Genomic DNA, 25,153 nt, shown 5'->3' on the forward strand with positions numbered 1-25,153 from the left:
AGACACGTGCTCTACCACATCCGCATGGACGTGAACCTGCCGCCGGACCTCGATCCGGAGGTGCGCGCCGACCTGCTGGCGCGGGAGAAGGAGTACAGCCAGAAGCAGCAGCGCGAGGGCAGGTGGCCGCACCTGTGGCGGGTCGCCGGCGAGTACGCCAACATCTCGGTGGTCGACGTCGCCGACCACGACGAGCTGCACGCGATGCTGTCCGGGCTCCCGCTGTTCGCCTACATGGACATCGAGGTCACGCCCCTGGCGGGCCACCCGAACAAGATCGCTGACTGAAGGACTCCGCGGATGCCGGGTGTCCGTTGTGGACACCCGGCATCGTTCTGCCCGAGGAGGGATCGTGACCAGCGCGCTCGACGAGGTCGACACCGAGAAGCGGGTTCGCCGCGAACGATTCGAACGTCCCTCCCCCGCCGGAGCCCGCCAGGTGCTCCGGGACCTGAGCGGGTCGTCGGTCGCGGGCGGTGTGGTCGGGCTGGTGTTCTCCGCGACCGGCCCGATCGCGGTGATCCTCTCGGCAGGCACCCACGGCGGCCTGAGCTCCGGTCAGCTCGCGTCGTGGGTGTTCGGGGTGTTCTTCCTCAACGGCATCCTCACCGCGATCGCGTCCTGGGTCTACCGGCAGCCGCTGGCGTTCTTCTGGACCATTCCGGGCACCGTGGTGGTCGGCGCCTCGCTGAACCACTTGAGCTGGCCGGAGGTCCTCGGCGCGTTCGTCGTGACGGCGCTGCTGATCCTCGCGATCGGGCTCACCGGCTGGGTGCGCACGATCATGGCCGCCCTGCCGATGCCGATCGTGATGGCGATGGTCGCGGGAGTCTTCCTGCGCTTCGGGCTGGACCTGGTCACCGCGACCGGCGCGGACGCGGCCGTCGCCGTGCCCATGATCGCGGTGTTCTTGCTGCTCAGCGCGTTACCCCGGGCGGGCAAGCTGATGCCGCCGATCCTGGGCGCGCTGATCGCCGGAGCGCTCGCGGTTGCCGTGTCGGGCCGCTTCTCCCCGGCCGGCGCGGGCTGGCTGGCGCAACCGCTGCTGCAGGCCCCGGAGTTCTCCTGGCGCGCGATCACCGAGCTCGTCGTGCCGCTGGCGATCACGGTCCTGGTCGTCCAGAACGGCCAGGGCACCGCCGTGCTCAAGCAGGCAGGTCACCACCCGCCGACGAACGTGGCAGCGGTGCTGTGCGGGCTCTGGTCGCTCCCGGCCGCCGCGGTCGGGGCGGTGTCGACCTGCCTGACCGGCCCGACCAACGCGCTCCTGGTGGCCTCCACGGAACGCTCCCGCCAGTACACCGCGGGCATCGTCTGCGGTCTCGGCGCCGTCGTCGTCGGCCTCTTCGCGCCCGCCTTCGTGCGGTTCATGCTGGCCACACCACCGGCGTTCATCGCCGTGCTCGGCGGCCTGGCGATGCTCCGCGCCCTGCAGGGCGCTTTCGTCACGGCCTTCAGCACGAACTTCACGCTCGGCGCCCTGCTGGCCTTCCTCGTCACCGTCTCAGGCGTGCACCCGCTGAACATCAACTCGGCCTTCTGGGGCCTGCTGGCGGGGGTCCTGCTCTCCCTCGCCCTGGAGAGGACCCACTTCCGCTCCGCCTAGACCCACCACCCATGCACTCGAACCGCCGGATCGCAAGGCTCGATCTTCGGGGGATGTGCGGGTACGGTCCGCTGCGGTCGGCTTGGGAGGTTCGCGGTGAACGCAGACGAGCAGGAGCTGAGCAGGCTGCGCGAGCAGGGCATCGACGTCTCGACCCCGAACGTGGCGCGGATGTACGACTACTACCTGGGTGGTGCCGCGAACTTCGCGATCGACCGCGAAGCGGCGGAGAAGGCGCTGGCGGTCACCCCGGAGATCGGCAGGTTCGCGCAGGCGAACCGGAACTTCCTCGGCCGCGCGGTGACCTACCTCTGCGAGCGCGGGATCGATCAGTTCCTCGACCTGGGCTCGGGCATCCCGACCGTCGGCAACGTCCACGAGATCGCCCAGCGGCACAACCCGAACGCCCGCGTCGCCTACGTCGACCACGAGGCGGCCGCGGTCATGCACGCGCGCTCGCTGCTGGCCGAGGACCCTCGCGCGAGCATGACCCACGCCGACATCCGCGACCCGAAGGCGGTCCTGTCCGCGCCCGGGGTCACCGATCTGCTGGACTTCACCAAACCGGTTGCGGTGCTGGCCATCGCGATCCTGCACTTCGTGCCCGACGAGGACGACCCGGCCGGAATCCTGCGCGCCTACGCGCAGGCGTGCGCGCCGGGCAGCTACGTCGCCTTCTCCCACGCCGCGACCGTGACCATGACCGAGGACCAGGTCTCCCGGGGGCGCAAGATCTACAACAGCACCACCACTCCCCTGGTCATCCGCGACAACGACGCGATCCGGGTTTTCCTCGACGGCTTCGAGCTGGTCGAACCCGGCGTCGTGCCCGTCAACCACTGGCCGGTCCCCACCGGCGAAACACCGGCCAACGGCTACGGAGCCGTGGCAAGACTCCCGTGATCCGGCACCTCCCGGACCGGTGTCGACACGGCCTACGATCCTGGGCATGACCGTCGCGATCGGATGGGTCGGGGTCTGCGGTGCCGCCATGCTCGCGCTGCTGGTCCTGGGCGTCTTCAGCTGACACGGCGCGCCGCGCACGTCTGGCCGAGCTCTCCGGCAGAGGTCATAGCGGCCCCAGCACCTGGTCGGGATCGGCATCGAGAGCGAGATCCTCCAGCACCGGCAGCAGCTTGCGCTCTTCGAACCGGAAGTGGCTCTCCATGATCGCGCTGATGCCGTCCAGGTGGTGCTCCAGCTCCGCCGGGGACGCCGCCCGGCCGATCGCGGCCTGCATGTCCGACAGCAAGTGGGCGATCATCGAGTGGTCCTGCTCCAGCGCGCGCAGCGTCTGCCGAAGCTCCGGGTGGGCAGCCGCGATCGCCGGGAACAGCTCCCGGTCCTCGCCTTCGTGGTGACGTGTCAGCGCGGTGCAGAAACCGCGGCAGAACACCAGCAGGTCGCGGCCGACCCGCTCGGCCGGAGCGCCGCTGCCCAGCTCGTGCCGGGTGACCTCCAGCGCTTCGCGCAGGCGCCCGTGAACGCGCCGCAATTCCTGGCTCCAGGCGACCAGCCTGGTCTTCTCGCCCTCAGTCACGTGAGGGCGAAGGCTTCGACATCCGCATGTCGCATCCTTCGAGTTCCACGCCTCCATGCCTGGCACGGACTGCCACCAGCACGCGACGCTGCCGCCAACCTAGCACCACGCCCCTGATCGGGGAACGGGGTTCTGGTATACCCGTGGGGGGTATGTGGAGTAGGGTCGCGCCCGTGCCGCTGGAGGCGGCACCGGACGACATGACAGCGAGGAAGGGCGAGAGGCACTCTCACGACGAGGAAGCCACGTTCATGGCCGACATCAAGGAGGCCGCGCCGGAGATGGTGGCGGCGTTCTTCGGCTTCGACAAGGCCGTGTTCGACAAGAACAACGGGAACCTCGCCTTGGCCACGCGTGAGCTGATCGCGGTCGGGGTCGCGGTGACGACGCAGTGCCGCTACTGCATCGAGGACCACGCCAAGCGCGCGGTCAAGGCCGGCGCGTCCAAGGCGGAGGTCGCCGAAGCCGTCATGGTCGCCGCCGCTCTGCGCGCCGGTGGCGGCGTCACGCACGGGTGGAAGGCGATGAAGAGCATCAGCGAGGACGAGCAGGCCCCCGCCGCTCGTGGCGGGCCGCTGAGCAGTTCTCCCGATGCAGGTCTCCGGTGCGGCGCATAGCCTCGACCGCCGACCCGGAGACCCCATGCAGTCCCAGCAAGACCCGACCACGACCTCGCGATCCAGGAGGGGCATCGGCATCGCGGTGGCCGCAGCGCTGCTGGTCGCAGGTGGCGGCGTGGTGGCGCTCGGCGCCGCGATGGGCTTCGGCGACGCCTGCACCTTCACCCCCGGTGCGCTGCACTGCCCCAACGGCGAGGTCAGCTACGCGAGCTACTGGACGCTGCTGGCCCTCCCGCCGCTCGGACTGCTGGCGGCGCTGCTGGTCGGCGGCATCGGAGGCGGGATCGCCCTGCGCCGCAGCCGGACCGGTCTGCGCTGGGCGGGCGCGGCATGGGCGGTCTTCGCCCTGTACTTCCTCATCACGATCATCGTCGGCCACTTCGTGATGTGGTGACTCCGGGCAGTCCTGGTCCAAGTTGACCGGACGCTCCAGACATCGATCACGGGCGGTTTGGGCAAAACTGCCACCGCACCCCCGGGTTTCGACGGCGCGACCCCCGTCACACCAGCACTGCGAACAGCCCGCCGATCACGGCCGCACCCACCACCGAACCGCCCACGACCTGCGAAGTCGTGTGGTCACCGAGCCGCACGCGCGACCAGCAGATCGCCGCGACGACCAACGTCGAAAACCACCACACCGGGCCGTGCAGCACCACCAGCACCCCCGCCGCACCGGCGGCCACGGCGGCGTGCATGGACACCTTCCACCAGATCGTCACCACCCCGGTGACGAGCAAGGCGGCCACCATCGTGACGTCCAGCGCCACCAGCGTCCACGGCGCACCCAGCACGACGAGCAGCACCAACCCGACGCTGCTCAGCACGATCAGGGCGAGGAACGGCACGAGCCTGCCCTCCCGGTCGCGGACGTGATGCCCGTCCCAACGCCCCGAGCGCGCACCCCACACGATCACCGCCATCGGGAGCACGCTGCTGGTCAGGGCCACCAGCAGCCCCCACCCCAACGCCGGGACCGCAGCACGAGTCGCCTGCCACGCCACCACCAGCGGAAGCATCGTCACGACCACCCACGGTGCCAACACCTCGGTGATCGCCCGCGCGATCCGATCAACCCACGGCTGCCGCTCGAGCCCGTCGCCCGCCTGCACCTCGACCTGCATCTCAACCTCTCGCCGCCAGGAAGCCCCTCACCGTTCAGGCATCCGCCTGGAGGAGGCGTTCTCCCACGCCGCCTCTGCGTGATCATGCAGGCAGTGCGCGGAACCGATTCGACCAGGGCTGCCCGAAGGATCAGCGCGCCGGGTGGCCTGCGCGACATCTCGTGTCATTCGTGGAATACGGGTTCGCGCGGGTTGTTGAACCGCGTGGTCGGTCGTCGCTGCTCGGGGAGACCAGCATGCAGTTCGGGGTCGGTGATATCTCGCCCGGTCGCAGGGCGACGGTGGTGGTCATCGGTGGCGGCCAGGCCGGTCTGTCGGCCGGTTACCACCTGCAGCGCAAGGAGTTCGCCAGCGCTCTGGAGCACCCCGAGGCCGAGCAGAGCTTCGTCGTGCTCGACGCCGGCCAGGCGCCCGGTGGGGCGTGGCGGCACCGCTGGGAATCGCTGCGCATGGCGACCGTGAACGGGATCTTCGACCTGCCCGGGTTCACCCAACCGCCGGTCGACCCGGACGAGCCCAGCCGAGTGGCGGTCCCGCGCTACTTCAGGGCCTTCGAGGAGGCCACCGAGCTGCCGATCCTGCGTCCGGTGACCGTCACCGCTGTCCGGCGCGCCGACCACGGCGAGGACCTGGTCGTGGAGACCGACCGCGGAGCGTGGACCACCCGCGCGATCATCAACGCCAACGGGACCTGGACCAACCCGGTCCTGCCCCACTACCCCGGGCAGGAGACGTTCACCGGTACCCAGCTGCACACCCGCGACTACGTCTCCGCCGAGCGCTTCGCCGGATCGCGCGTCGCCGTCGTCGGCGGCGGCATCTCGGCTCTGCAGCAGTTGGAGGAGATCTCCCGGGTCGCGACCACCTTCTGGTACACCCGCCGCGAACCCGTCTTCCGGGAAGGCGAGTTCGACCGCGACGTCGGGCGGCAGGTCGTCGCGCAGGTCGCCGCCGACGTGGAAGCCGGCCGCCCCACCGGCAGCATCGTCTCTTACACCGGGCTCGCGTGGACGCCGTACGCGCGGGCCGCCGAACGACGCGGAGCGTTGCAGCGCCGCCCCATGTTCACCGCGATCGAACCCGCCGGGCTCCGCGAAGCCGACGGGACCTTCACCCCGGTCGACGCCATCCTGTGGGCCACCGGGTTCCGACCCGCCCTCGCCCACCTCGATCCGCTCGGGCTGCGCAACGAACTCGGCGGCATCCGGATGCGCGGCACGCAGGTCGTGGGCGAACCCCGGGTCCACCTCGTCGGTTTCGGCCCCTCGCAGTCCACCGTCGGCGCCAACCGGGCGGGCCGCGACGCCGCCAACGCGCTCGTCCGCCACCTCCGGCAGCAGGACCTCGCCGGGGCATCCGCCCGCTGACCCGGCTCGCCGTCAGCTGAACTCCGCGTCCACGGAACTGCGCTGGTCCATGCGCAGCAAGGTCGCGGCGAGCAAGTGCACCCCGGTGGCGATCTCGTCGGGCTCGGTCCACTCCTCCGGGCAGTGGCTGCGGCCGTCGTGGGACGGCACGAAGATCATTCCCGTCGGGCAGCGCGCCGCGAGGTGCGCGGCGTCGTGACCCGCCGCGCTGGGCATCGCCAGCCACGGCAGCCCCAGTTCGTCGGCCGCGTTCGCCGTCAGGTCCTGCACGCTGGCGGCGGTGGGGACGACGTCGTTGTCCGAAGTCCAGTCCAGCAGCGCCTCGACCCCGTTCTCGGCGGCGAGCCTGCCGATCTCGCCGGCGACGCGCCGCTGCACTCCGGAGAGCCACTCCCGGTCGTCCGAGCGGAACTCGGCGGCGAGCACGGCACGCCCGGGAACGACGTTCTCCGCGGCGGGTTCGACGTCGAGCGTGCCGCAGGTCGCGACCGCCGCCTCCGGCCCCGTGCAGCCGATGCGCTCCACGGCCAGCACCGTCTTCGCCGCCGCCACCAAGGCGTCCTTGCGGTCACCCATGCGGCGAGTACCGGCGTGGTCGGCGCGGCCGACGAAGGTGGCGAGCAGTCGTTCGATGCCGACGATGGCGGTGACCACTCCGATCCCGACGTCTCGTCGCCGCAGCGTGGGGCCCTGCTCGATGTGCAGCTCGACGTAGCCGTGCAAGGGGGTGACGGCCCAGCTGGGGCGCAGCATGCCTCCGGGATCGATGCCGAAGCCCTGGAGGGCGTCGCCGAGCCGCGCGCCCTTCCCGTCCCGCAGGTCGAGGTGGTCGGCGGTGAGGACCCCGGTGGCCGCCTGGCTGCCCAGGCAGGTGCCGGAGTGGGGATTGGCCTCCTCGCCGAGGAAGTCGACCACCAGCAGGTCGTGGTCGAGCTCGGTACCGGTCTCGCGCAACCTGCGCACCACCTCGACCGCTCCGAGCGCGCCGACGACACCGTCGAACCGGCCGCCGCCCGCGACGGTGTCGGTGTGCGAACCGGTGACCAGCGGAGGTCCACCGAGACGCCCCGGACATCTGCCGACGATGTTGCCCGCGGGGTCGGTGAAGACCTCCAGCCCGGCGTCCCGCATGTGCGCGCGGACCCACTCGCGCGAAGCGCGGTAGGGCTCGCTGAACAAGCGGCGCGTCCAGCCCGCCGAGTCGGGCTCGGCGAACTCGGCGAGCTCGTGCACGTGCGACCACAACCGTTCCCGGTCCGGTTCCAGCAGCTCGACGTCCACCGCACCCACCTCCCAGTGACCCACCCCGACGCTAGGTCTCCGCACGAGCAGGGGGCAACGACTGGCGCACAAAAAACAGCCGAAAACCGCCAGGAACGGTCAACACCGGGCGCTGCTCCCGTTCTTCATCGATTTCGGAACCTCCACGACCCCATTCGTTTTCCGCGTTCTCCGCCGCCGTGTGGTGTACTGCGTTCAGGAACGGCTGACTGCCGGATCATCGAACTTCGAACCCGTTCCGCGAAAGGATCAGTTCACTACCACTTCGTGCGGCGAAATCCAATCAACAAATTCATTTCCTTCACGAACGAACGTCTTCAATCCGGGCCGCGGGAAAATTCTTCCCCAGCAGCATTTTCTCCCTTGAAAGCGCTCCTGGAATGAAGCAGCAACACGTGGGTGCGCACGCTGGAATGCGCGACACCACCAGCTCAGACACGTCCGGTCCGGAGAAGCAGCAACAAGGCATTCCACTTAACCGCCCAATCGTAATGTTCGAAACGATTGCCAGGAACGGGTTTTCCGGAGTTAGCCTGACTTCACGAACGAGGACTCTTCGGCCCCTTGGACTCGGTCGAGACCGCACCGCTGAATCCTCGGACACGAGCAGTCGCGAAAGGCTTTCCGGTGGAGTTGAGCGCACTTCCCCGCTCGCCGCCGGATGCAGACCGCGGCCAGGATCCCCCCCTCCTGGCCGCGGTCACCCCGGAACGGAGAAGCACGTGCACGAATCAGCGGAACGGGCCTTGTGGTTCCAGTACCGGAGCGACGTGGTGTCCGATTTCCACCGGGTCACCCATTGCGCCGCTGCGCCCGGTTTCCAGGGCGAGATCCAGTCGTGGTGCGGGCAGGAGTTCTCCGCGAGCGACGTCGAACGCGCTGCGGGGCCGGGCGAAGCGGCAGGCCCCGACAAAGCGCCTCCCGCGGCGCCGTGCACCGCGTGCCTGATGAAGCTGACCGCAGCGATCAACACCACCACCGAGCCCGTGCCCTCGACCCCTGCCGGCGGGACGTCCGACGACAGGGAGCTCGCCGTCGTGCTCCGCAAGGCGCAATGGCTGCTCGACGACACAGCGCACCACCTGCTGGCGGGACGTTGCGGCCCGGAGGAGCGCGAAGCGCTCGCCACCACGCTCGAGCAGCTCGCCGCCCTCGTCCGCGACCGACCTCCGCCGCACCTCGATCCAGAGCCCCGGCGGCTCCGGGCACAGCGCCGACTTCCGGAGGGACGGGTCGAGTAGTCCCGCGGACGCGGGTCGCTCAGGGCACCCGGTGGCCCGCTGCCCGCAGGAGTCCGTACCACTCGCCTCGGGTGAGGCGGATGTCCGAACCGGCTGCGGCGTCGGTGATGCGTTGTGGGGTGGTGGTGCCGAGGACGACCTGCATGCCCGCGGGGTGGCGGGTGATCCAGGCGGTGGCGATGGCGATCGGGGTGACGTCGTACTTGGCGGCGAGCTCGTCCAGCAGCGCGTTGAGCTCCGGGTGGTCGGGGTCTCCGAGGAAGACCCCGCCCTGGGCGCCCTTCTGGAACGGCGACCAGGCCTGGAGGGTGATGCCGTTGATGCGGGAGTGCTCGACGAGGCCACCGCTGTCGCGGGTGATCGCGTCGTCGTCGGCCGTGTTGGCCGCCAGGCCCTGCGCCACGATCGCCGCGTGCGTCACCGACAGCTGCACCTGGTTGGCCACGATCGGCTGCCGCACCGCGGTCTTCAGCAGGTCGATCTGGCGCGGGGTGTGGTTGGAGACGCCGAAACTCCGCACTTTGCCCGTGGATTCGAGGTGGTCGAAGGCGCGCGCGACCTCCTCCGGCTCGACCAGGGCGTCCGGGCGGTGCAGCAGCAGCACGTCGATGTGGTCCGTGCCCAGCGCCCGCAGCGAACCCTCCGCGGAGGACACGATGTGCTCGTAGGAGGAGTCGTAGTGCCACTCCTCGTCCACGATGCTGGTCTTGGTCTGCAAGGTGATCTGCTCGCGCTCGGCGCTGGAGAGCCCCAGCGCCTCGCCGAACCTCCGCTCGCACCAGTGCGTTCCACCGCCCGGATGCCGGAACCCGTACAGGTCCGCGTGGTCGAAGAAGTCGATCCCGGCCTCGCGGGCCGCGGTGTAGATCTCGCGGATCTGCTCATCGGTCTTGTCCGCGATCCGCATCATCCCCGAGATGATGTTGGGCGCCTGAGTCGTTCCGAGCGGAACGGTCCGCATAGGTCGTGTCACCTCACCGCACGAGTTCGTCCAGGAGCTCCCGGACCCGTCGGTCGATTTCACCACGGATCGCGCGGACGGCCCCGACTCCCTTCCCCGCGGGATCGGTGAGCTCCCAGTCGAGGTAGCACTTGCCGGAGAACACCGGGCAGGCATTCCTGCAGCCCATCGTGATGACGACGTCGGAGGCCTCGACGGCGCCGGTGGTGAGCTTCTTCGGGATCTCCTGGGGCAGGTCCAGACCGAGCTCCGCCATCACCTCCACCCCCGCGGCGACCCGGCTTGCTCGGCGCCCAGCGGCTCGCGCACCTCCGGTGAGCAGCACAGCTCCCCACCAGCCTGTTTCGACCTGTTTCTATATTGACATCCATCGAAACAGAGGAGCAAACTGGTCATTGCCCCAGACATTTCTCGAACCAAGGGAGCAGAGATGTCCCGCATGCAACTGGCGCTCCGCGTGGGCGACCTGGAGGGTTCCATCGCGTTCTACTCGAAGCTCTTCGGCGCCGAACCGGCCAAGCTGCGGCCCGGTTACGCCAACTTCGCCATCGCCGACCCGCCGCTCAAGCTCGTCCTCCTCGAGGGCGAGCCCGGGCAGGACACCGCCCTGGACCACCTGGGCGTGGAGGTCGACAGCACCGAACAGGTCGGCAACGCCACCGACCGGCTCGAGGCGCTCGGGCTGCCCACCGAGGCCGAGCAGGACACCACCTGCTGCTACGCCCGGCAGGACAAGGTGTGGGTGCACGGCCCCGGCCGCGAACCGTGGGAGGTCTACGTCGTCAAGGCCGATTCGCAGACCTTCGGCGCATCAGCGGAGACCTGCTGCGCGTGACCGGCGATCAGGCGTCCAGGACGTCGTTGAGGCGGCGGGCGAGCGCGACGTCGTGCTCGGTCGTCCCGCCTTCGTCGTGGGTGAGGGAGGTGACGGTCACGCACTTGTAGTCGTGGATGCGGATGTCGGGGTGGTGGTTGGCCCGGTTGGCGACCCAGGCCACCACGTTCGCCAGCTGCACGGCCCCGTTGAAGCCCTTCAACGTCCAGGTCCGGCTGATCGAACGCGCGTCACCGGTCCAGCCGGTCAGGTCCGGCAGGACGCGGGCCACCTGCTCGTCGCTGAGCATCGCGACTCCTTCCGACCCGGGGGTGGTCGACGACGCCGAGTCTACTTCTCGCCCGGTCGGCTCGGTGTCGCCGGATCAGGGCCTTCGTCCCTTCCCGTTCCGAGCCGGAGTCGCGATGGTGGCCTCAACGGGTCGGCCGACCGCCGGAGGACGCCATGCTTCAACCACATGAACGCCGCATCCTCGGGGAAATGGAGCGCCAGCTGCGCACCGAAGACCCCGCGCTCGCCGGCGAGATGACCAAAACCCGCGGCCGCTTCCGCACCTGGCTGAACACCCGCAGAGCCCTGGCGCTCGCGGCAGCGACGCTGGCGGTCCTGTGCCTCGCCCTCGGCGAAGCCACCGCCTTCTTCACCACCGCACTCCTGGCCGCAGCCCTGCTCCTGTCCCAGGGCTGGACCGTCAAGTCCCGAGAGGGGCCGAGCGGGTGGAGCCCGCCGCACTGATCGCTTCGGCGACGAATACACGACGATAATTCCGGACGGTGGAACCGAACTTCCTTCTTGAGGAATTCGCGATTGTTGTACTAACGTACGCGTTGCGTGTCAGGGGTCGTTTTCCGCGCGGCTTCCTGCTGGTTCCCCCGCAAGATCCGGAAGGTCGTCATGTCATCTTCGTACTTCTACGACAGCACCGCTGAGTACCCGCGAGACCTGCTCGGGTACGGGGAGGACGGGTACGACCCGAAGTGGCCCGGGGGCGCGCGCACCGCGGTGCAGTTCGTCCTGAACTACGAGGAGGGCGGCGAGAACAACGTCCTGCACGGCGACCCGGCCGCCGAGACCTTCCTCTCCGAGATGTTCAACCCCACCCCGTACCCGGACCGCCACATGTCGATGGACGGCATCTACGAGTACGGGTCCCGTCAGGGCGTCTGGCGGGTGCTGCGCGAGTTCGACCGCTTCCGCCTGCCGCTGACCGTCTTCGGCGTGGCCACCGCGCTGCAGCGCAACCCCGCCGTCACCGAGGCGTTCCTCAAGCGCGGTCACGAGATCGCCTGCCACGGGCTGAAGTGGATCCACTACCAGGAGGTCCCGGAAGACCTCGAGCGCGCCCACATGGAGCAGGCGCTCGAGATCGTGCAGGAGCTGACCGGCGGGATGCCGCTGGGCTGGTACACCGGCCGCGACTCGCCGAACACGCGGCGGCTCGTCGTCGACGACGGCCGCCTGCTCTACGACTCCGACTACTACGGCGACGACCTGCCGTTCTGGATGCAGGTCGAGAGCTCCAGCGGGGACAAGAAGCAGCACCTCGTCGTGCCCTACACGCTCGACTGCAACGACATGCGCTTCGGACTCCCCCAGGGCTACAGCGACGCGGAACCGTTCTACCGCTACCTGCGCGACCAGTTCGACGTCCTCTACGAGGAGGGCGACCCGAACGGGCTGGCGCGTCCGAAGATGATGAGCATCGGGCTGCACTGCCGCATGGTCGGCCGCCCCGGCCGGCTGACCGCGCTGCGCCGCTTCCTGGAGCACATCACCAGCAAGGACGACGTGTGGGTCACCACCCGCGGCGAGATCGCCCGGCACTGGGTGGAGAACCACCCCGCCCCCACCGCCTGACCCCTCGGCCGACGGCGCAGCACCGCCCGGCGAGCCCGACCATCACGGTCGGACTCACCGGGCGGCGTGCGTTGCGCGCGGGCCTCAGCCCAGGAAGAACTGGGCGATGAGGGCGGAGACCAGGAAGCTCGCGGCGAAGGACACCATCCCGACGGGGACGATCTTCCAGCCCATCCGCTTGAGCGCGGGCAGGTCCTTGCCGATGCTGAGCCCGGCGAAGACCAGGATCGGCGTGGTCATGGCCAGGAACTCCACCGGGTCCACCAGGGACAGCACCACGTCGGCGACCGGCGAGATCGGCGAGGTGACCAGGATCGCCAGCACGGAACTGCCCACCACCGCGGGCAGCTTGGTGAGCTTCTTGATCGCCAGCCCGAGCAGCACCACGGCGCTGACGAGCGCGAAGCCGAGCAGCGCGCGCGGGTCGAACCCGCCCGAGTAGACGACGTTGGCCACGAGCATCCCCCCAGCGCGATGCCGATGGCCGCCAGCGGGTGCACCCGGGAGGTCTCCGCCTCCTCCGGTTCGGGCACCGCCTGCGGCTCCGGCGCCTCGGCGGCCGGAACCGGGCCGGTCCTCCTGGTCAGCAACCGGTAGAAGCGGTCGGCCAGGGGCAGCGCGACGAACATCCCGACGTAGACGCCGAGGAGCGTGGTCACCAGGTTGCTCACCGCCGCCAGGGCGACGATCTGGTCGGCCATCTCGGGGAATTGGGCGGCGATCGCGGCCGACGAGGCGGCCATGACCGAACCCGAGCCCACGCCGGTGCCCATCGCCAGCGCCAGCGGGCTGAGCCAGCCGGTTCCCGCCAGCACGCTGGCCAGCAGCGTGACGTAGAGCGCGCCGACGACGCTGCCGAAGATGTACATGCCGAGAACGCCCCGGTACTCCTCGGAATCCGGGCCGAACCGCTCCGAGACCATCGCGAACGACGATTCGCGGTCGATGGAGAAGCACGCCCCGACCGCCGAACGACCCATCTTGAGCATCACCGCCAGCGGCAGCGACAGGGCGATCGTGCCGAAGAGGTGGCCGATCTCCTGGAACAGCAGCGCGGCGCTCGCCTCCTTGAGCACCGGCAGCTCGTGGCCCACCACGAAGCACAACCGCACGCCGAGCAGCAGCACGCCCACTTCGACGACGTGGGTGGCGGCGCGCTGCAGCCGGACCGGCACCGGCCGGATCCGCTGGATGCGCACCGCCGCGCCGAGCAGCAGACCCCAGATGATGGGGAACAAGGTGATGGCACCGGGGCCGATCTTGACCTTGTGGCTGCTGATCAGCTCGGCGGCGGCGGTCAGCACGAGCGCGATCAGGGTCAGCACGAGCAGACCCGGTCGCATTCCGCGGGCGCGGACGGACCGCTCGCGCACCGCGGTGGTGTTGTCGGACATCTTCGTCCTCCCTGGACGTTCTGGAAGGGGCGGTTGGGTTCAGCAGGCGACGACGTTGAGGGCGAGCCCGCCCAGCGCCGTCTCCTTGTAGCGGTGGCTCATGTCGGCGCCGGTCTCGCGCATCGTCTTCAGCACGGTGTCCAGCGACACGACGTGCGTGCCCTCGTCGTTGAGCGCGATGCGCGCGGCCATGATCGCGGTGTTGGCGGCCACGGCGTTGCGCTCGATGCACGGGATCTGCACCAGGCCGCCGACCGGGTCGCAGGTGAGGCCGAGGTGGTGCTCCATGCCGATCTCGGCGGCGTTCTCGACCTGCTCGGGCGTTCCGCCCAGCACCTCGGCCAGTCCCGCCGCCGCCATCGAGCAGGCGGAGCCGACCTCGCCCTGGCACCCGACCTCGGCTCCGGAGATCGAGGCCGCCTGCTTGCACAGCGATCCGACGGCCGCTGCGGTCAGCAGGAACCGGATCACGCCGTCCTCGTCGGCGCCGGGCACGAAGCGGGTGTAGTAGTGCAGGACGGCCGGGATGATCCCGGCGGCACCGTTGGTGGGTGCGGTCACCACGCGACCGCCGGCGGCGTTCTCCTCGTTGACCGCCAGGGCGTACAAGCTCACCCAGTCCTGCACGCCCAGCGGGTCGGCGGAACCGTCGCCCTGGTCGAGCCGGGTCCGCAAGCGGGCCGCTCGGCGCGGCACCCGCAGCGCGCCCGGAAGTTCGCCGTCGCGCTCGCATCCGCGCCGCACGCAGTCGCGCATCGCCGACCAGATCTCCAGGAGCCCTTGCCGCACCTCGGGTTCCGGGCGGCGCGCGGTCTCGTTGGCCAGCACCACGTCGCTGATCGAGGACCCGGTCCGGCGGCACCACCCGATGAGCTCGTCGGCGGTGGCGAACGGGTGCGGCAGGACTTCTCCGCCCTGGGCGGGTGTTTCGCCGTCGGCCACCACGAACCCGCCGCCGACCGAGTAGAAGGTCCGCTCGGAGACGCCGTCCTCGGCCCAGGCCGTGAAGACCAGTCCGTTGGGGTGCCCGGGCAAGCTCCGATCGCGGTGCAGGACCAGGTCGCTGCCGGGGTCGAAGTCGATCCCGCGCGCACCGAGCAGCTCGATCCGCCCGCTGTCGTGGACGCGCCGGACCTGCCCGTCCACGACGTCGGGGTCGACGGTGCCGGGGTGCTCGCCGAGCAACCCCAGCAGGACCGCCTTGTCCGAGCCGTGGCCGCGTCCGGTCGCGCCGAGCGAGCCGAACAGCTCCACCCGCACCGACCGGACCCCGGCCAGCAGACCGGCCTCGTCGAGCTCGACGACGAACCGGCGGGCCGCAATCATCGGGCCGTTGGTGTGCGAGCTCGACGGGCCGATCCCGACGCTGAACAGGTCGAACGCGCTGATGCTCACGGTCTGCCGCCCTCCGCTGCCGAGCTGGTGCGGGCGGCGAGCTCGCCGAGGAACTTCTCCCGCAGCACGGCGTCCGAGGCCACGTCCACGGCGGTGAGCGCCATCGCGGCGGCCCCGTCCACGACGGCGGCGTCCGCGGCCGGGGTTCCGGCGTCCTCGGCGAAACCCCGTGTGTGCGGCGGGTTCTCGGACCCAAGGATCGCGATACACGGGTGGATGCTGGGAACGACCTGCGACACGTTGCCCATGTCCGTCGATCCGCCCCGCATCGTGCGGTTGACCTGCAGCTCCCTGCCGAGGGACTTGATGTGGCCCGCGAAGAGCTCCGACATCGCCGGCTCCTGCCACAGATCGGCGTAGTCCGGTTCGGTCGGCGCCACGTCCATCGCCGCGCCGGTCGCCTCGGCACCGGCCCAGAAGCACGACAGCACGCGCTCCTTGAGCCCCGACAGCGATTCGATGTCGGTCGAGCGCACCTCGCAGTCGACCACGGAGGTCTCGGGGATGATGTTGGTGGCAGTGCCGCCTTCGCGCACGAACAGCCCGATCCGGCACTCGTCGGGAACCTGCTGGCGCAGCAGTCCGATCGCGACCTGGGCCACCACGGCGGCGTCGCCGGCGTTGACGCCCAGGTGCGGTGCCGCGGCGGCGTGCGAGGCCCGTCCGGTGTAGGTCACGGCGAACCTGCTCACCGCCTGGCTGGAGAACTCCGCCGGGTGGAGGTCCTGCTGCGAGGGGTGGACCATCATCGCCACCGCGACGTCGTCGAACACGCCCCGCTCGAGCAGCAGCACTTTGCCGCCGCCGTGCTCCTCGGCCGGTGTCCCGATCAGCTTCACGCGGATCCCGAGCTCGTCGGCGACCGCCGCCAGCCCGATCGCGGCACCCACCGCCGCGGCGGCGATCACGTTGTGGCCGCACGCGTGCCCGATGTCCGGCAGCGCGTCGTACTCGGCGCAGATCCCCACCGTCAGCTCCCCGGAGCCGCGCACCGCCGAGAACGCCGTGGGCACATCGGCCGGTCCGGGTTCGAGGTCAAAGCCCGCCTCGCGGAGCACCGCGCTGATCTTCTCCACCGACCGGTGCTCGGCGAAGGCCAGCTCGGGTTCGTCGTGCAGGCTGCGGCTGAGCTCGATGAGGCGGTCCCGCCACGCCTGCTGCTCGGCGCGCACCCGCTGCGCGCACCCTCGCCCCTGATCAGTCACTTCCACTCCTCCGGTCCGCTTTCCAACCTGGACACGCAGGGTCAGCGATGAGACCCTTCTCGCCTACTGACTGCAGGAACACACCAGAATTCGAGACCTGATGCAAGATTCAGCCACCGTGGACGAAGTCGACCTCGCTCTGGTCAACGCCTTGCAGATCCGGCCGCTCGCCTCGTGGTCCCTGGTCGGCCGGGTGGTGGGGATCGACCCGGTCACGGCTGCGCGCAGGTGGGAGCGCTTGGAGCGCAACGGGCAGGCGTGGATCTCGGCGTACCCGCCGATCACGCCCAACCAGGCGAACGCCTTCGTCGAGATCGAGTGCGAACCGGGACGGGGCCTGCCGGTGGCCGCGGAGCTCGCCGAGGACCCCCAGGCCATGACGGTGGACGTCACCGCGGGTGGGCGGGACGTGCTGGTCACGGTGAGCGCGCCGAACCCGGAGGTGCTGTCGAGCTACCTGCTCGAACGCATGAGCCGGGTGCGGCACCTGCGGCACGTGCGCAGCCACCTGGTCATCAAGACCTACACCGAGGGCAGCCGCTGGCGGCTGCGCGCCCTCGACCAGGAGCAGCTGGCGCGGATGGCGCGCGAAGCCAACGATTCCGCCGAGCAGCCGGCGGGCCAGCCCGGCGAGGAGGACTGGGCCATCGCCGTCACCCTTGCCGCCAACGGGCGGGCCGCGATCAGAGAGCTGGCCGAAGCCGCTTCGACCAGCGCCAGCACGGTCCGCCGACGGCTCGCTCGGCTGACCGCCAGCCAGCAGCTCCGCCTGCGCTGCGAACTCGCCCGCACGTTGACCGGGTGGCCCGTCTACGCGTGGTTCTTCGCCCGGGTCGCCACCGCGCACCTCGACGAAACCGGGCGCGCGCTGGCCCGGATCCCCGAGGTCCGCTCCGTGACCTCGACCGCCGGGCCCTACAACCTCATCATCGCCGTCTGGCTGCGGTCCCTGGTCGACGTGCAGGAGCTCGAGACCCAGATGACCCGAGGCCTCCCCCACCTCGACGTCATCGACCGCAGCATCGCCGTGCGCCCGGTCAAGCTGGTGGGCCGCCTGCTGGACGAACGCGGCTGCGCCACCGGCTCGGTCTCGCTGGACACGCGGCGCTGCCCGTGAATCCGCGCACGACCGCTGCCGATCACGGCTGCGGTGGCAGTGCGAGGCGGAGGCAGAAGCAGGCACCGCCGGGTTCGTGCGGCTCGTACCAGGCGCTGCCGCCGTTGGCCTTGGCGAGGCTGAGCACTATCCACAGCCCGAGGCCCGTGCCCTTCACCTCGCGGCTGGTGTTCGGTTCCCGGCTGAACCGCTGGAACACGCGGGCGACGAACTCCTCCGGGACTCCCGGTCCGCGGTCGCACACCCGCAGCTCCACCCAACCCGACCGCTCGACCGCCTCGACCGACACCGGCGGGCGCCCGTGGATGAAGGCGTTCTCCAGGTAGTTGGAGAGCATCTCGGAGAACTCCTGGCGGTCGACGAAGGCCTCGAGGTCCGGGCTGCAGGAGACCGTCACGTGCCGGGTCTTGTCGCCGAAGTCGGCCAGCCTCTCGAGGATCGCCTCGAGCACCGCCACGGGTTCGCGGAAGGCGCGGGCCTCCTCCGCGTCGATCCGGGAGGCGGTGAGGAGCTTGCGCATGAGCGCCTGGAGCCCGTCCATGCGCTTGATGATCTGGTCGACGATCTCGCCACCGCGCTCGTCGCGGTCCGCGGACAGGTGGTCGCGGAGCAGGTGCACCAGCAACTTGATCTCCGCGACCGGTGCGCGGAGTTCGTGGGCGGCGACGGCGACGATCGTCGTCTGCTGCTCCAGGGCGAGCTCGAGGTCGCGTTCGACCTCCTTGCGGCGGGTCACGTCGTGCAGTACCGCGACGTGGATGCGCTCGCCCTGCCAGACCGTGGTGGTCACGCGCATCTCGACCACCTGCGGCGGCCCGCCGGGTGCGAGCAGGTCGATCTCGCTGGTCTCCTGGGCGACCACCGGGAAGCCGAACGGGCTTCCGATGAGCTCCTCCGCCGAACGGCCGAACAGCGCCTCGGCGGCCGGGTTGCACAACCGGATGATCCCGCTGTGGTCGACCGCGACGATCCCGTCGGCGGAGGCCGTCACCAGCGCCCGGTCGCCACCGCCGCGCAGCGGCGCGCCGGGGTCCCGTGCTCCGCTGTCTCCGCTGGGCTGAGCGTTCGGGCTCTCGCTCATCAGGTCACTGCTCCGCCGGCCGCCGCGGCTGCTCGGGCACCACGGGGTTCGCGAACAGGGCACCGGAGGCGGCCTGCAGGGGTTCGCCGATGTGCATGCCGCGATCGTCGACATCCACCTGGCGGATGCGGTGGTCGTGCGCGGTCCCGCGGGCCTGGACGACGGCGATGGCCCGCCGGATCTCGCCGCCGTGCTCGAAGTCGCGGAGCGCGATCGTGACGTCGACGAGGCTGGCGATCTCCACGGCGACCTCGGGCGTGAGCGACGGCGTCAGGCGCGGCCCCGCCGCCGAGGTGAGCAACGTGGTGATCTCGCGGGGGCGCACCACCGCGCCCAGGGCGACGAGGAAGTCGAGCAGCGCGCGCTGGGTCGTGATGCGTTCCAGCGCCGAGAGCGTGTCGATCACCATCCGGTGGGGGCGGAAGGAGGTGACGGTGCGCCGCAGCCGGATGAAGTGGTCCTCCAGCGACGACTCCTCCGGGTACTCCGAGACCACCCGCAGCAGCCCGGTCTCCTCCATCGCGTCGAGGTCCAGTCCCCAGCCGGCGGCGTTGCGCACGAGCTGCTCGCGGGTCTCGTCGAAGGTGTAGAGCAGGCATCGCTCGCGCGCTTGGACCGAGGAGGCGGCGAAGCTCAGTCCCACCAGCGTCTTGCCCGCGCCGGGAGAACCGCTGAGCAGAGCCATCGCGTCCCGGTAGAAGCCACCGCCGCACATCTCGTCGAGGCCGGGCGTGCCGGAGGACACCCGCCGCCGCGACGCGCGGGGGCGTTGCCCGAGGAACGCCAGGTGCATGACGACGATCCCGTCCTGCGGGTCGATGGCGAACAGCCACTCCCCCGTGCGGTGCGCGGCGCCGCGGAACTTGACGATCTCGACGGTGCGGCGGCGCTGCTCCTCGCGCGGGACGTTGCGGAGGATGATCACGTTGTTGAGCACGAACTCCTCGACGCCCAGCATCGACACCCCGTCGTGCTCGACGGTGCGCTCCGCGGTGAGCACGGCGGTGACCCCGATCCTCTCCAGGGACCCGGCGATGCGGAACAGTTCCTGGCGAACGTTCCCGGCATCGCTGAACCGGGTGAGGATCGCGCCGATCGAGTCGAGCGCGACGCGGGTGGCTCCGGTGCGCCGGACCGCGTCTTCGACGCGGGCGACCAGCGCGGCGAAGTCGTAGTCGCCGACGGTTGCGGATTCTTCGATGTCGGCCGAGGCGTCGACGAAGGTCCACCAACCCTGGCTCTCCCACTCCTCGATGGGCTGGCCCGGCGACGCGGCGTTGCTGCGGATGGCCGCGGCGGTCTCCTCGAACGTGACGAAAACTCCGGCCTGGCTGGAATCGCGAATGCCGTGGGCGAGGAACTCGATGGCGAAGAGCGTCTTGCCGCTGCCGGTCGTGCCGGTCACCAGCGTGGAGCGCCCAGCGGGCAAGCCGCCCATCGCGACCTGGTCGAAACCGCTGATGCCGGTCGGGAGCCGTTCGATCGCTTCAGCGCTCACGAGCCGCACCGCCTCCCGATGAATGCCCGTCGGTCTCGGGCAGGCCCAGCGCGGTCGTCATGCGGTATTCGTCGGACAGGTCCCCGATCACCCGTCGTTGCGGCAGCGGAGCGAGCCGGACCACCGTCGGGGTCGCCAGGATCCGCAGCTCGCCGGCCAGGTCCGGGCGTTCGGCGGCGTCGACGACCTCGATCTCGTAGCGGCCGGGGACCCGGCGTTCGCACACCGAGCGCAGGTTCGTCCACGCGGCCTGGGAGCGCTCCGTCTGCCCGACCACGAACAACCTGAACCAGAATTCGACCACCTGACCACGCGCTTTCGCCCATCTGGGACTGAGGGGCCGGCGCCGTCCGCCGCCGACCGGCTGTGTCCCCATCGTGCCCCAACGAGCGCGGCACCGCGTTCCACGAACCCCTGGTGTGGGGCATCAGGCGTAGACTGGGATCAACGAGGTTCTCGGCAAAGTGGGCAGTCCAGCTCGACAGTCCCGGGGGTCAGCACCGGTCGTCCGTCGATCGGGGAGGAGGTTCCGACATGGGACCCGACCAGCCGCGCACGAGCACCGCTCCGCGCTTCACCCTCAAGCCCACGCCGAGCGCGCGCGGCTACGTCGACGGGGCCTGGTGGCCGCGCTCGAACGACCCGGCCACCGAGTTCCCCGCGCTGCTGTCGGCGATCACCACGGACTGCGGGCCGGTCACCCGGCTCAGCTACAACCTGAGCACGTGGGGCGCATCACCCAAGCGGCTCGCCGTTGGCGGGCACCCGGTCCGCATCGAGGGCTTCCGCACGCTCGACCCGCGCACGGTCAGCCTGACCGACCCGAGCGGGCACCGAACGGTGCTGCTGGTCGTTCCCCCGGAGGCGACCGAACGTCGCGGGCACGCCCTCCTCGCGCGCGCCGCAGCACCGGACAACCTCGCTTCTCCGCGGGACCTGCTCGACGACGAGCCGGACCCGCTCGCCGCGAGCATCCCGGAGCAAGCCGACGAATCACCGGAATCCCGCTGGGAAACCGAGGGCGGGCACCTGCTCGCCGACCGGTGACCTAGCTCGTTCGAGACCGTGGGCCGGTTCGATCTCCTCAGCCTGCCCACGCGAAGCGGGGGCGACGACCTCCCGGCCGTCGTCCCCGCCACTGGCGTGCCTCAGCCCATCTCCTCCAGCGTCCGGCCCTTGGTCTCCGGGATCCACTTCCACACGAAGTAGATCGACAGAGCCGCGAACGCGGTGTGTCCGACGTAAGCGCCGCTCAAGCTCAGCTCGGACAGCGACGGGAACGTGACCGTCACCAGCCAGTTGGTCACCCACTGGGCTGCTGCCGCCACGGCCAAACCCGAAGCGCGGATCCGGTTCGGGAACATCTCGCCCAGCAGCACCCACACCGCCGGGCCCCACGAGATCGCGAAGAAGAACACGAACGCGTGCGCCGCGACCAAGGCCACCACCCCGTAGGGGTCGGGCATGGTGGGTTCTCCGTTGACGATCTGCGCCTGGGCGAACGAGAACGCCGCGGCGGCCAGGGTGACCGCCATGCCGATCGACCCGGTCAGCAGCAGCGGACGACGGCCCGCCCTGTCGAGCAGCACGAGGGCCACGACGGTGCCCGCGATGTTGAAGATCTGCGTGGACATGCTCAGCAGCAGCGAGCTGTCCTCGTTGATGCCGACGGACTGCCACAGCGCCGAGGAGTAGTAGAAGATCACGTTGATGCCCACGAGCTGCTGCAGCATCGACAGCCCGATGCCGATCCACACGATCGGCAGCAGCGCGCTGCCCTCGGCCTTCAGGTCGCTCAGCCGCGGTTTGCGGTTGCTGCGCAGCGAGTCCTGGATCTCCGACAGCCGTGTGTCCACATCGGACTGTTCTAGTGAGGCGAGCACTTCCCGCGCCTCCCCGGACCGCCCGGTGGCGACCAGGTGCCGGGGCGATTCCGGGATCGTGAACGACAGGATCCCGTAGAGGACGGCCGGTACCGCGGCCACGCCGAGCATCCACTGCCACGCGGAGAGCATCCCGAGGGGCTGGGTGGCACCGCCCGCGGCTTCGGCGATGGCCCAGTCCACGACCTGCGAGATGGCGATGCCCAGCACGATGGCCAGCTGTTGCAGGGTGCCGAGCTTGCCGCGCTGCGAGGCGGGCGCGATCTCGGCGATGTAGGCGGGCGCGATGACCGAGGCCATGCCGATGGCGACGCCGCCGACGAGTCGCCAGAACCCGAGGTCCCAGGCCGAGAACGGGATGGCGGAACCGATCGCGCTGATGCAGAACAGCACGGCGGCCAGCCGCATCGCCGGCAGTCGTCCGAACCGGTCGGCCAGGGAGCCGGCGAACCAGGCGCCGACGGCGGAGCCCAGCAGTGCGATGGCGACCGTGATGCCGGTGGCCACTGCATCGATTTGGAAGTGATCTCGGATGGCGTTGACGGCGCCGTTGATGACGGCCGTGTCGTAGCCGAAGAGGAATCCACCCAGGGCCGCCACCGACGCGAAGTGCAGTGCCTTCAGACGTCTCGGACCGGTAGTTCTACCGACACTCGGGGTGACGGCACCGGCGCTTTCCGCCATGCGTTGCTCCGTTGCAGTGCGTTGTTCGCTTGCGCCGCGTGCGCGGCGGAGTTAGTAAAGGCTACATACCAACCGGGCGTCAAGGGAGGCGGTGCTCGCCGTGACCGCGCATCCGGGTTCGCGCCTGCCCGGGCATACTTCCGGGGTGTCCCCGAACGGCCCGCACATGGTGCGCCAGCTCAACCGCCGGCTGGTCCTGGACCTGTTCCGCGACGGCCACGTGCTCTCCCGCGCGGACGTGGCCCGCCAGACCGGCCTGACCAAGCCGTCCGCGTCGGCGATCGCCGACGAGCTGCTCGCGGAGGGCTTCCTGATCGCGGCGGGGGTCGGCGAACCCGGTGCGGCGGGCGGCAGGCGGCCGAACCTGCTGCGGTACAACGAGCTCTGCCGGACCTACGTGGGTGTCCACTTCGGCGCCCAGCGGACGATGGTGCTGCTCACCGATGCGCTGGGGAAACCGCTGGCGCGCGCGTCGGCGGCGAGTTCGGTCGGCGATGCCGAGCGCGGGATGCGCGCGGTGCGGGGGCTGGTGCGGCGCGCGTGCTCGCGCGCGGAGCTCTCGCTGGGCCTGATCGCGGCGGTGGGCGTCTCGGTGGCGGGACTGGTCGACCAGAACTCCGGGAAGTGCGTGCTGGCGCCGAACCTGGGGTGGCGCGACGTGCCGATGCGCTCCCGCCTGGAGGAGCTGCTGGGCGCTCCGACCACGGTGTTCAACGAGGCGCACGCGGGTGCGCTCGCCGAGCACCACGACGGCGTGGCCGCCGGGGTCGGCTCGTTCGTGCGGCTGAGCGTCGGCGCCGGTGTCGGTTCGGGTGTGGTGCTGGGTTCGGAGTTGTTCTCGGGCAGCACCGGCATCGCAGGCGAGATCGGGCACTGCAGGGTCGAGGAGGACGGGCTCGAGTGCGGCTGCGGGAACCGGGGATGCCTGGAAACCGTGGCCAGCGAGCAGGCCATCACCAGAGCGGTCGATGACGCGCTGCGCTCCGGTGCGGCGAGTTCGCTGCGGGAAGGCAGTCATCTGCGCCTGATCATCGAGGCGGCGCACGGCGGTGACGCCACGGCTCGCGCGGCGCTGCGGCGCGCGGGACGTGGTCTGGCGCGCGGTGTTTCGTACCTGCTCAACGTGCTCGATCCGGATCTGGTGGTGATCGGCGGTGAGGTCCGGGAGGCCGGCGGGCTGCTGCTGGAACCGCTGCGGGAGGAGTTGCCGCTGTCGTCGCTGCCGCAGCACCGGGCGTGCCAGGTGGTGTTCAGCGAGGTGGCCGACGCCGAGCTCGACGGCGCCGTGCTGCTGGCCCGCCGGCTCGACGAGGCCGCGGCGTCATGAGGCGGCCGACGATCATCGACATCGCGCGTGCGGTGGGCGTGTCGAAAGCGGCGGTGTCCTACGCCTTGAACGGCCGGGGCGGGGTCTCGCAGGAGACGCGGGAGCGGATCCTGGAGGTGGCCGCGGAGATGGGCTGGCGGGCCAGCAGCGCGGCTCGCGCCTTGTCGAGCGATCGGGCGGCGACGGTGGGCGTGGTGCTGGCGCGCTCGCCCGAAGTGCTGCGGACCGAGCCGTTCTTCATGCAGGTGGTGGCGGGCCTGGAGCAAACGCTGTCGGCGCACGGGTTCTCGCTGCAGCTGGCGCTCGCCTCGGATCCGGGCACCGAGCTGGAGACCTACCGGCGCTGGTGGGCGGAACGCCGGGTGGACGGGGTCCTGCTGACGGATCTGCGGGTCGACGACCCGCGGCCCGCGTTGCTGCGGGAGCTGCGGATACCGGCGGTGTTCTTCGGCACCGAGCGGCCGATGGCCGGGATTCCGGTGCTGTGGGTGGACGAGCACGACATCGCCGACAACGCGGTGGGACACCTGGTCGATCTGGGGCATCGCCGGATCGGGCACGTGCAGGGCCCGGGGCAGTTGCGGCACACCGCCCGCCGGGAGCGGGAGTTGCGGCGCGCGGCCGAGGATTCCGGGGTGGACTTGGTGCAGGACCACGGCGACTACACCGAGGACGGCGGGATCGCGGCCACGGCCCGGCTGCTGGCGGTCGAGGCTCCGCCGACGGCGGTCATCTTCGACAACGACGTGATGGCGGTGGCGTCGGTGGCTCGCGCCGAGGAGCTCGGCGTGCGAGTTCCGGCGGACCTGTCCGTGCTGGCGTGGGACGACTCGATGCTGTGCCGGGTGGTGCGCCCGGCGATCACGGCGTTCTCGCACGACGTGGGCGCGGCGGCGGCGCGGGCGGCGCTGATGCTGCTGGAACTCATCGAGACCGGCGTGGCCGATGACGCCCGCCTGCAGCCGAGGGAACTGGTCACGCGCGACAGCACCGCTCCGGCGCCCGGACTCGGCTGACCGGAGCACCCACCGCGCACCACCGGTAACGAATCGGTCACGCCGCTGCGCCCCGCCCTTCTGGTTAACCGGTTAAGTCCCTAGCTTGAGCGGCGGACCCAACGACGGGTCCGACGAGGCC

27 protein-coding genes and 1 pseudogene are annotated in these 25,153 nt (G+C 70.5%); 14 read left to right on the forward strand and 14 right to left on the reverse strand.

The features are described from left to right. The first annotated feature begins 6 nt into the window (after positions 1-6). The 3 genes from catC (at position 7) to R4I43_RS20865 (ending at position 2,509) form a co-directional block, all read left to right on the forward strand. Positions 7-288, forward strand: coding sequence for a muconolactone Delta-isomerase (gene catC / locus R4I43_RS20855; protein ID WP_324267348.1), 282 nt, complete (start codon positions 7-9; stop codon positions 286-288). A gap of 64 nt (positions 289-352) precedes the next feature. Next, the gene (locus R4I43_RS20860; RefSeq protein ID WP_324267349.1) at positions 353-1,606 is read left to right on the forward strand and encodes a benzoate/H(+) symporter BenE family transporter; all 1,254 of its coding nucleotides are present in this window, start codon (positions 353-355) and stop codon (positions 1,604-1,606) included. A 96-nt stretch (positions 1,607-1,702) separates the two neighbouring features. Then, on the forward strand, positions 1,703-2,509 hold the full coding sequence (locus R4I43_RS20865; RefSeq protein ID WP_324267350.1) for an SAM-dependent methyltransferase: 807 nt from the start codon (positions 1,703-1,705) through the stop codon (positions 2,507-2,509). A 166-nt stretch (positions 2,510-2,675) separates the two neighbouring features. Here the strand turns inward: R4I43_RS20865 and R4I43_RS20870 are convergent, their stop codons facing one another. Beyond that, the gene (locus R4I43_RS20870; protein WP_324267351.1) at positions 2,676-3,146 is read right to left on the reverse strand and encodes a hemerythrin domain-containing protein; all 471 of its coding nucleotides are present in this window, start codon (positions 3,144-3,146) and stop codon (positions 2,676-2,678) included. A gap of 251 nt (positions 3,147-3,397) precedes the next feature. Here R4I43_RS20870 and R4I43_RS20875 point away from each other — a divergent pair, with 251 nt between their 5' ends. Next, positions 3,398-3,763, forward strand: a complete 366-nt coding sequence (locus tag R4I43_RS20875) for a carboxymuconolactone decarboxylase family protein (RefSeq protein ID WP_324267352.1) — start codon at positions 3,398-3,400, stop codon at positions 3,761-3,763. Positions 3,764-3,788: 25 nt separating this feature from the next. After that, positions 3,789-4,160: a hypothetical protein gene (locus R4I43_RS20880; RefSeq protein WP_324267353.1), complete on the forward strand. Its 372-nt coding sequence runs from the start codon at positions 3,789-3,791 to the stop codon at positions 4,158-4,160. Between the two features lie 106 nt (positions 4,161-4,266). Here R4I43_RS20880 and R4I43_RS20885 read toward each other — a convergent pair whose 3' ends face one another. Next, complete coding sequence (locus R4I43_RS20885) at positions 4,267-4,890, reverse strand: phosphatase PAP2 family protein (protein ID WP_324267354.1); 624 nt, start codon at positions 4,888-4,890, stop codon at positions 4,267-4,269. Between the two features lie 236 nt (positions 4,891-5,126). Here R4I43_RS20885 and R4I43_RS20890 point away from each other — a divergent pair, with 236 nt between their 5' ends. After that, positions 5,127-6,257, forward strand: a complete 1,131-nt coding sequence (locus tag R4I43_RS20890) for an NAD(P)-binding domain-containing protein (protein WP_324267355.1) — start codon at positions 5,127-5,129, stop codon at positions 6,255-6,257. Between the two features lie 12 nt (positions 6,258-6,269). Here R4I43_RS20890 and R4I43_RS20895 read toward each other — a convergent pair whose 3' ends face one another. Next, positions 6,270-7,538 (reverse strand): M20 family metallo-hydrolase, encoded by a 1,269-nt coding sequence (locus tag R4I43_RS20895; protein WP_324267356.1) that lies wholly within the window; start codon positions 7,536-7,538, stop codon positions 6,270-6,272. A 722-nt stretch (positions 7,539-8,260) separates the two neighbouring features. Here R4I43_RS20895 and R4I43_RS20900 point away from each other — a divergent pair. Further along, a complete protein-coding gene (locus R4I43_RS20900) occupies positions 8,261-8,779 on the forward strand; it encodes a hypothetical protein (protein ID WP_324267357.1) in 519 nt (172 codons plus the stop codon). A gap of 19 nt (positions 8,780-8,798) precedes the next feature. Here R4I43_RS20900 and R4I43_RS20905 read toward each other — a convergent pair whose 3' ends face one another. Further along, entirely contained in the window at positions 8,799-9,740 is a 942-nt protein-coding gene (locus R4I43_RS20905) for an aldo/keto reductase (RefSeq protein WP_324267358.1), read from the reverse strand. Between the two features lie 13 nt (positions 9,741-9,753). Continuing rightward, positions 9,754-10,011 (reverse strand): annotated as a pseudogene (locus tag R4I43_RS20910) (arsenate-mycothiol transferase ArsC); the annotation flags it as partial. 159 nt (positions 10,012-10,170) lie between these two features. Between R4I43_RS20910 and R4I43_RS20915 the strand changes: the two are divergent. Beyond that, positions 10,171-10,575, forward strand: coding sequence for an ArsI/CadI family heavy metal resistance metalloenzyme (locus tag R4I43_RS20915; protein ID WP_324267359.1), 405 nt, complete (start codon positions 10,171-10,173; stop codon positions 10,573-10,575). 7 nt (positions 10,576-10,582) lie between these two features. Here R4I43_RS20915 and R4I43_RS20920 read toward each other — a convergent pair whose 3' ends face one another. After that, on the reverse strand, positions 10,583-10,864 hold the full coding sequence (locus R4I43_RS20920; RefSeq protein WP_324267360.1) for a 4a-hydroxytetrahydrobiopterin dehydratase: 282 nt from the start codon (positions 10,862-10,864) through the stop codon (positions 10,583-10,585). 155 nt (positions 10,865-11,019) lie between these two features. On the opposite strand from R4I43_RS20920, the gene R4I43_RS20925 reads away from it, so the two are divergent. After that, on the forward strand, positions 11,020-11,310 hold the full coding sequence (locus R4I43_RS20925; protein WP_324267361.1) for a DUF3040 domain-containing protein: 291 nt from the start codon (positions 11,020-11,022) through the stop codon (positions 11,308-11,310). A gap of 159 nt (positions 11,311-11,469) precedes the next feature. Beyond that, positions 11,470-12,432 (forward strand): allantoinase PuuE, encoded by a 963-nt coding sequence (gene puuE, locus R4I43_RS20930; RefSeq protein ID WP_324267362.1) that lies wholly within the window; start codon positions 11,470-11,472, stop codon positions 12,430-12,432. 84 nt (positions 12,433-12,516) lie between these two features. On the opposite strand, the gene R4I43_RS20935 is transcribed toward puuE, so the two are convergent. The 4 genes from R4I43_RS20935 to R4I43_RS20950 are packed head-to-tail and all read right to left on the reverse strand — an operon-like array spanning position 12,517 to position 16,426. Beyond that, positions 12,517-12,672 carry a hypothetical protein gene (locus tag R4I43_RS20935; RefSeq protein WP_324267363.1) on the reverse strand — a complete coding sequence of 52 codons (156 nt, stop codon included), beginning with the start codon at positions 12,670-12,672 and terminating at the stop codon, positions 12,517-12,519. Then, positions 12,669-13,826 (reverse strand): DUF3100 domain-containing protein, encoded by a 1,158-nt coding sequence (locus tag R4I43_RS20940; protein ID WP_324267364.1) that lies wholly within the window; start codon positions 13,824-13,826, stop codon positions 12,669-12,671. Before R4I43_RS20940 ends, R4I43_RS20935 begins: the two co-directional genes overlap by 4 nt. A 39-nt stretch (positions 13,827-13,865) precedes the next feature. Then, entirely contained in the window at positions 13,866-15,221 is a 1,356-nt protein-coding gene (locus R4I43_RS20945; protein WP_324267365.1) for an L-serine ammonia-lyase, read from the reverse strand. Beyond that, a complete protein-coding gene (locus R4I43_RS20950; protein WP_324267366.1) occupies positions 15,218-16,426 on the reverse strand; it encodes an amidohydrolase in 1,209 nt (402 codons plus the stop codon). Before R4I43_RS20950 ends, R4I43_RS20945 begins: the two co-directional genes overlap by 4 nt. Before the next feature lie 118 nt (positions 16,427-16,544). Between R4I43_RS20950 and R4I43_RS20955 the strand changes: the two genes are divergently transcribed. After that, entirely contained in the window at positions 16,545-17,543 is a 999-nt protein-coding gene (locus tag R4I43_RS20955; RefSeq protein WP_324267367.1) for an Lrp/AsnC family transcriptional regulator, read from the forward strand. A 22-nt stretch (positions 17,544-17,565) separates the two neighbouring features. Here the strand turns inward: R4I43_RS20955 and R4I43_RS20960 are convergent, their stop codons facing one another. From R4I43_RS20960 to R4I43_RS20970, 3 genes are read right to left on the reverse strand one after another with little or no spacing between them, the layout of a single operon-like run. Continuing rightward, positions 17,566-18,624 (reverse strand): PAS domain-containing sensor histidine kinase, encoded by a 1,059-nt coding sequence (locus R4I43_RS20960; RefSeq protein ID WP_324267368.1) that lies wholly within the window; start codon positions 18,622-18,624, stop codon positions 17,566-17,568. Positions 18,625-18,628: 4 nt separating this feature from the next. Continuing rightward, a complete protein-coding gene (gene kaiC, locus R4I43_RS20965) occupies positions 18,629-20,122 on the reverse strand; it encodes a circadian clock protein KaiC (protein ID WP_324267369.1) in 1,494 nt (497 codons plus the stop codon). Further along, positions 20,112-20,399, reverse strand: a complete 288-nt coding sequence (locus R4I43_RS20970) for a circadian clock KaiB family protein (RefSeq protein WP_324267370.1) — start codon at positions 20,397-20,399, stop codon at positions 20,112-20,114. The genes kaiC and R4I43_RS20970 overlap by 11 nt, the downstream gene beginning before the upstream one ends. A 257-nt stretch (positions 20,400-20,656) precedes the next feature. Between R4I43_RS20970 and R4I43_RS20975 the strand changes: the two genes are divergently transcribed. Beyond that, the gene (locus R4I43_RS20975; protein ID WP_324267371.1) at positions 20,657-21,169 is read left to right on the forward strand and encodes a DUF5994 family protein; all 513 of its coding nucleotides are present in this window, start codon (positions 20,657-20,659) and stop codon (positions 21,167-21,169) included. A gap of 101 nt (positions 21,170-21,270) precedes the next feature. Here the strand turns inward: R4I43_RS20975 and R4I43_RS20980 are convergent, their stop codons facing one another. After that, a complete protein-coding gene (locus R4I43_RS20980) occupies positions 21,271-22,689 on the reverse strand; it encodes a sugar porter family MFS transporter (RefSeq protein WP_324267372.1) in 1,419 nt (472 codons plus the stop codon). Between the two features lie 145 nt (positions 22,690-22,834). Between R4I43_RS20980 and R4I43_RS20985 the strand changes: the two genes are divergently transcribed. After that, on the forward strand, positions 22,835-24,016 hold the full coding sequence (locus tag R4I43_RS20985; protein ID WP_324267373.1) for an ROK family protein: 1,182 nt from the start codon (positions 22,835-22,837) through the stop codon (positions 24,014-24,016). Beyond that, positions 24,013-25,032, forward strand: a complete 1,020-nt coding sequence (locus R4I43_RS20990) for a LacI family DNA-binding transcriptional regulator (protein WP_324267374.1) — start codon at positions 24,013-24,015, stop codon at positions 25,030-25,032. The genes R4I43_RS20985 and R4I43_RS20990 overlap by 4 nt, the downstream gene beginning before the upstream one ends. The last annotated feature ends 121 nt before the right edge of the window (positions 25,033-25,153 follow it).

Source organism: Saccharopolyspora mangrovi (assembly GCF_035320975.1).
GTDB lineage: Bacteria > Actinomycetota > Actinomycetes > Mycobacteriales > Pseudonocardiaceae > Saccharopolyspora > Saccharopolyspora mangrovi.

Excerpts from the sequence above, each read along its gene's own strand:
- R4I43_RS20890 (WP_324267355.1), top strand. The coding sequence starts at position 5,127 with ATGCAGTTCGGGGTCGGTGATATCTCGCCCGGTCGCAGGGCGACGGTG.
- R4I43_RS20940 (WP_324267364.1), bottom strand. The coding sequence starts at position 13,826 with ATGTCCGACAACACCACCGCGGTGCGCGAGCGGTCCGTCCGCGCCCGC.
- R4I43_RS20975 (WP_324267371.1), top strand. The coding sequence starts at position 20,657 with ATGGGACCCGACCAGCCGCGCACGAGCACCGCTCCGCGCTTCACCCTC.
- R4I43_RS20915 (WP_324267359.1), top strand. The coding sequence starts at position 10,171 with ATGTCCCGCATGCAACTGGCGCTCCGCGTGGGCGACCTGGAGGGTTCC.
- R4I43_RS20980 (WP_324267372.1), bottom strand. The coding sequence starts at position 22,689 with ATGGCGGAAAGCGCCGGTGCCGTCACCCCGAGTGTCGGTAGAACTACC.
- R4I43_RS20875 (WP_324267352.1), top strand. The coding sequence starts at position 3,398 with ATGGCCGACATCAAGGAGGCCGCGCCGGAGATGGTGGCGGCGTTCTTC.
- R4I43_RS20905 (WP_324267358.1), bottom strand. The coding sequence starts at position 9,740 with ATGCGGACCGTTCCGCTCGGAACGACTCAGGCGCCCAACATCATCTCG.
- R4I43_RS20920 (WP_324267360.1), bottom strand. The coding sequence starts at position 10,864 with ATGCTCAGCGACGAGCAGGTGGCCCGCGTCCTGCCGGACCTGACCGGC.
- puuE (WP_324267362.1), top strand. The coding sequence starts at position 11,470 with ATGTCATCTTCGTACTTCTACGACAGCACCGCTGAGTACCCGCGAGAC.
- R4I43_RS20925 (WP_324267361.1), top strand. The coding sequence starts at position 11,020 with ATGCTTCAACCACATGAACGCCGCATCCTCGGGGAAATGGAGCGCCAG.
- R4I43_RS20960 (WP_324267368.1), bottom strand. The coding sequence starts at position 18,624 with ATGAGCGAGAGCCCGAACGCTCAGCCCAGCGGAGACAGCGGAGCACGG.
- R4I43_RS20880 (WP_324267353.1), top strand. The coding sequence starts at position 3,789 with ATGCAGTCCCAGCAAGACCCGACCACGACCTCGCGATCCAGGAGGGGC.
- R4I43_RS20935 (WP_324267363.1), bottom strand. The coding sequence starts at position 12,672 with ATGACCACGCCGATCCTGGTCTTCGCCGGGCTCAGCATCGGCAAGGAC.
- R4I43_RS20990 (WP_324267374.1), top strand. The coding sequence starts at position 24,013 with ATGAGGCGGCCGACGATCATCGACATCGCGCGTGCGGTGGGCGTGTCG.
- R4I43_RS20885 (WP_324267354.1), bottom strand. The coding sequence starts at position 4,890 with ATGCAGGTCGAGGTGCAGGCGGGCGACGGGCTCGAGCGGCAGCCGTGG.